4 protein-coding genes are annotated in these 4,776 nt (G+C 40.1%); 2 read left to right on the forward strand and 2 right to left on the reverse strand.

Translation table 11 applies throughout. The features are described 5' to 3' along the window. The first annotated feature begins 1,439 nt into the window (after positions 1-1,439). Together KNP72_RS15535 and KNP72_RS15540 are read left to right on the forward strand one after the other, a co-directional pair. On the forward strand, positions 1,440-2,051 hold the full coding sequence (locus KNP72_RS15535; protein ID WP_214834405.1) for a PBECR4 domain-containing protein: 612 nt from the start codon (positions 1,440-1,442) through the stop codon (positions 2,049-2,051). A 327-nt stretch (positions 2,052-2,378) separates the two neighbouring features. Beyond that, positions 2,379-2,843, forward strand: coding sequence for a hypothetical protein (locus tag KNP72_RS15540; protein WP_214834407.1), 465 nt, complete (start codon positions 2,379-2,381; stop codon positions 2,841-2,843). Between the two features lie 413 nt (positions 2,844-3,256). Here KNP72_RS15540 and KNP72_RS15545 read toward each other — a convergent pair whose 3' ends face one another. Next, entirely contained in the window at positions 3,257-3,706 is a 450-nt protein-coding gene (locus KNP72_RS15545; RefSeq protein ID WP_214834410.1) for an Hsp20/alpha crystallin family protein, read from the reverse strand. 564 nt (positions 3,707-4,270) lie between these two features. After that, positions 4,271-4,744, reverse strand: coding sequence for a hypothetical protein (locus KNP72_RS15550; protein ID WP_214834413.1), 474 nt, complete (start codon positions 4,742-4,744; stop codon positions 4,271-4,273). Positions 4,745-4,776 lie beyond the last annotated feature (32 nt).

The raw sequence follows: 4,776 nt of genomic DNA on the forward strand, positions 1-4,776 counted from the left end.
CTTCATGTCCTCATTCAACTTGGTAACCTCAAAGATTGTCAGTTCCATGTTCTTCATAGCCACACACCTTCCTAACTTTTAACTAACCTTCCCTCTTACCCTCTTTTATTCTAAGTTTCTGGGGCTAATCCCTTCTTGTTTTTCCTTATGGATCGCCCTGGCATCCTGTCGGATGTCTCGGGCGATCCTCTCCAGGTCTTCCTTCTCTCTGCTGAACGCACTTCGCTACGGCGTTTACGCCTTCGCTCGCTTGTCGGGGCACATGCGGAACACGTCGCCAGACTACGCTAGGCTCGTATTCCTCGTGCCACATATGAATTTGCATCTTCTACTGTTTCCTCGCTGATCTGTTTGCTCTTTGTTCTTTTCTTTTTAGAACTTGGAAAGAAAAAGACTTGAAACCAAAGAGCGCACCGAGCATACTCCGGTAGGGAAGATAGGAAACGGCTGGATGGGCAGACTAACCCCTTTGAAAAAGGCTGCGGTTAAAATCTGCCCACCACGTTCTCCGTCTAGTGCAAGACGAGGTATCCGTATGTCTAGGCGTTCCAAGACTCCGGGGTGTCTCAACCCCGACATGTGACTCGCTGCGCTCTTATCGCGCACACAAGGCGTTTCCACGCCCTACCTTGCTGCCTTTCGGCGACTCGTCACATAACCCACTGCACGACGGCCCTGGCCGTCATACGTCGTGTCACAGCAATCATACAGCCGCCTACGAGGAACTCCCCCACCGTTTGTCGTGGGACTGCCTCCGGTCGTACCATATGACCCCGTCTGAACCTCTCAACGATCTTTACCATATCCCCGAAGGGACTTAGGCTATGTACAGGGCTTTCCGTCCTTCCCCTGCTAACGTCACACCACATGCTGGAACCGCCGTGGTGACCGATCTACTTTGTTGCGTCGGCTAGATGGACCTACTCGTTTTAAGAGCGAGTGCAGAACTCTGTTATTTTTTTAAGTATGTATCTCAAAGTCTATAAACTAAAATACAAAGGTGAGTTTATAGAAAAACGAAAAAAGACCGTTCAACTGGCGCCCTCCAGTCAAACGGTCTTTGTAGATAGGGTTCATACGCTTGTTTTTACTTAAAAAACAAGGTAGTATGTACCTATAAACGTGCCCCTCGGTGTTCGGGGGGTACACCGTTTAACCAGTGTTCGCGCACTTGGTTAAACAAAAGTCATTCTGTCGATCTGTATCAGAAGCTTCCAACTACTGATACAGGGAGGAATGGCTTTTTTTTTCGTTCGTATGTAATTTATTTAATTCTATCAAACACGCTAAATTTCCGAAATACTTTTTTAATCAACGGGATGAAAATGTGATTTTATGCCAATTCATTTCTCTGAAGCTATATAATCTTTTATGTCTATTGATGTAGTCTTAAATTAACGCATTATAAACTAGAGATGATCTCACTGTGGGGGAAACAAATGGAACAACATAAAATGGTCGATGCTATTAAAGAAGGACTTCTTGCATACGAATTGATAGTCGGTAAAGAAGTTCATTATATCTACGAAAAAGATAACCAATACAAAGAAATAGTGCTATTAGCAAGAAGAAACGATTTTATGCATCTGTGTGGAGTCAAAGCTTATTTAGACCCGAAAACAAAACGACCTGTGACAAAAGGACACTTTTACAACTTGGTAAAGACGGATAAAATCTCTCCATCTTTTTTAGTGATCAAGTCCGATGGAACAACGGTATTAAAGTTGGGAGTGATTAAGTATTTAAAATATTTATTAAGTCCCGGAATTCGTGTTATAGACGGAGAAATTTCACTTCATAATTTCACTTTCGAAACAGGATTAAGAACTGGAAGAGAGATTTTCGCACTTGCACTAATCGAAACTGATCATAATCCAAGTACTTTTTCCCCTTTTTCACTATTGGATCTAAAAGTCGAAAATGGACAACAAATGAAGGGGAGCTATAGAGTACATTCTGTATTTATCAGAGATAGATACGGGAATGATGAAATACAATTCGTATCACCCGAGTATAAAATCTACTTAGAAAAAGAAACGGGAACCTCCTAAAAGAGGTTCCCGTTTTTCGATAGGTTTTTATGTTGCTCGCCAACGTCCGGCTCTCGCAGTCCGGAAAATGTGTCAAGTTTTTATGTTGCTTGCCAACGTCCGGCTCTCGCAGTCCGGAAAATGTGTCGAGTTTATTTAAGGGTGCCTAACCACCCATTTACAATTTAAAGGTAACAAAAAAAGTACTTATAGTCAAAAAAAAACTATGAAAAGTAGACTTTCAATCTTTTAAACGAACTAGAGTTCCTGTTTTGCGTTAAAATGATTAATATATTTTTCAACAAAGTAGGTGTTTTTTAATAAATCTTATAAGGAGGATTAACAGTTATGTCTATTTGGATTCCAGTCGTCAGTGCACTCGTTACAGGAATAATATCCTTTGGCGTAACATTTTATAAATCTAGGCTTGATTTCAAAAATGAAATCGCAAAAAAAGATTTAGAAAGAAAAGAATCTGAAAAGAATCAAGAAGAATATCATAAAAAAGAAATCAAACAAATTCAAATTGCACATCAACAAGAATTGCTATTATTAGAGACAAAATACAAACACGAAAAAGAAATATCTGAACAGCAGCACCAGCGAGATATCGAAAAAATGAAGGCACAGATTGAAGGTCAACTGCAGCTTGAAGAGGGTCAATATCAAAACAATTTAACTGCTGAACTTCTGATGCAAATGGTTACTAGTCCAGATTCGAACGCAATGACAAAAAAATTGAATCAACTTGAACGATTAGGAAAGATCGCCGAGTCGAAATCTAATAGTCAACGGAGAAAAAAACGCAGGTAACTTCCTCTTCTTAGTTCAACTATGTAACGAATAAACTTGTATCGACCTATCTATAAAGTGATCTCATTAATTAAAAAAAAGAGAATCCTAATATCAATACCAGTGCACAAAGATACACAAATGACGAATAAGAAAGTGGCACAAAATGTGCCACTTTCGTGTTTTCACTGGCACATTTCGTGCCATTTTTGGACTTTTGGTGATATCACAGAAACCCCAGGCCCTGCCTGGGCTATCACGGAAAGTGATAGCAGTTTTCCCTTATGCTCTTTTGCTTCGTTTTTACTTCGAACTTTCCAAACAATTGATCTTATCTGTAAAGATTTGAACAAAAACAGGAAAGGTGTTTTTTAAAAAAAATCAGTAAAAAAAGAAGAGCTTTCGCTCTTCTTTTTTGGGATGGATGCACAAAGTTACTCAATCATAATACGTTTAGAAGTATCTAAGTTTTCTTTTTTAGGAAGAATTAATGTCAAAACGCCATCTTCCAACTTAGCCTGAGCGCCTTCTTCACTCACGTCTTTCAACAAAATACTGCGAGACATTTGTGACATTCGACGTTCTCGGTGAATATATTTACTTCCTTCTTCTTCAGAAACACTTTCATATTTAACAGATAAGTTTAGACGACCATCATCGATTGTAACTTGAATATCTTCTTTTTTAACTCCAGGTACTTCTGCTTCAATGACATACTTGTCTTCTTCGTCTTTGATATCCACCTTAAATGTGTCATGTCTTAGACTTCTTTCGAATGGAAGCCCACTTGCTGAGAAAAAGTCATCTAACATGTTTGAAAAATCATTAAACCCAAGGTTCATTAAATCATTACGCTTTTTGTTGAAAGGAATCAAACCAGCCATGATAATCACTCCTTAGATTTATTTTTAGCACTCTATGCATCGGAGTGCTAACTACAATTTATAAATATCAAATTCAAAAAAGAGTGTCAACAGAAAATACTTATTTTTTTAATGAAAATAAGATGTATAACAAAACAGATCAGACTACACTCTATCTGTCTTGTCATACACCTCATATAATTCAATAGTTACCACTCGAAAAGTTTGTGAAATCGGGCGTTTTTTGCCTAGTTTTCGGACTTTGGCTTGAGACCATCGTTAAGTTTGCGTGGAGTTTTTATTTCACGCAAACTTACAGTTTTTAAGCTAAAATCCATACATAAAACAGCCATACATATACAACCCACGTACCAATGAACAACAACTTGTTCTCCCGTCGATTCCAGGCGAAAATCCCGAACATCAAGAACAGGAAAAAGAATGATCCGACCAAGAAAGGTCTTGGATCCGCAACTGTCTCAGAAAAATTTTGAATCGCAATAGCGATCATCGCATTCACAAACATGAAGATCCCTTCTGACTTACTATCCTTTTTCAACCTTTCCGACATCACCATCGAGTTTTTCACTTCCGTTTCTTCACGTAATCTCGCAGCACACCCTCGACCAACTCGTAGAGTTTCATGTCGTTCTCCAGGGCGATCTGCTTCAATTGCTTATGTAACGCCACATCCATGTCTAACGAGACTTTCTTCCGGACGATCTGTTCGGGCCTTGTCTCGATTGCGAAATAATCGTCGTCCAACTGGGACTGCCCCGTGACCGGGTCGATCTTCAACGGCTCAGACGTGATTTTCTTCGGTTTCGGTGTACTGACACGACTCGATTGCACAAAATCGAGCACTTTCTTGCCTGCATTCGGATGGCTGCGGTCGATGTACCACCGTTTGGTCCGTTGGTCGAACGTCGCTCCAGCCGCCTTCAACGCCTCGCGAAGCTTCTCCTTACCCACCGGCGCATGTTCTTTCGCCAAATCGAGGAACTTCATGTCCTCATTCAACTTGGTAACCTCAAAGATTGTCAGTTCCATGTTCTTCATAGCCACACACCTTCCTAACTTTTAACTAACCT

The organism is Exiguobacterium sp. s152 (genome assembly GCF_018618335.1).
GTDB classification, from domain to species: Bacteria; Bacillota; Bacilli; order Exiguobacteriales; family Exiguobacteriaceae; genus Exiguobacterium; species Exiguobacterium chiriqhucha.

What these genes read in the sequence shown, in the direction of transcription:
- KNP72_RS15545 (WP_214834410.1), bottom strand. Translation starts at nt 3,706, where the DNA reads ATGGCTGGTTTGATTCCTTTCAACAAAAAGCGTAATGATTTAATGAAC.
- KNP72_RS15540 (WP_214834407.1), top strand. Translation starts at nt 2,379, where the DNA reads ATGTCTATTTGGATTCCAGTCGTCAGTGCACTCGTTACAGGAATAATA.
- KNP72_RS15535 (WP_214834405.1), top strand. Translation starts at nt 1,440, where the DNA reads ATGGAACAACATAAAATGGTCGATGCTATTAAAGAAGGACTTCTTGCA.
- KNP72_RS15550 (WP_214834413.1), bottom strand. Translation starts at nt 4,744, where the DNA reads ATGAAGAACATGGAACTGACAATCTTTGAGGTTACCAAGTTGAATGAG.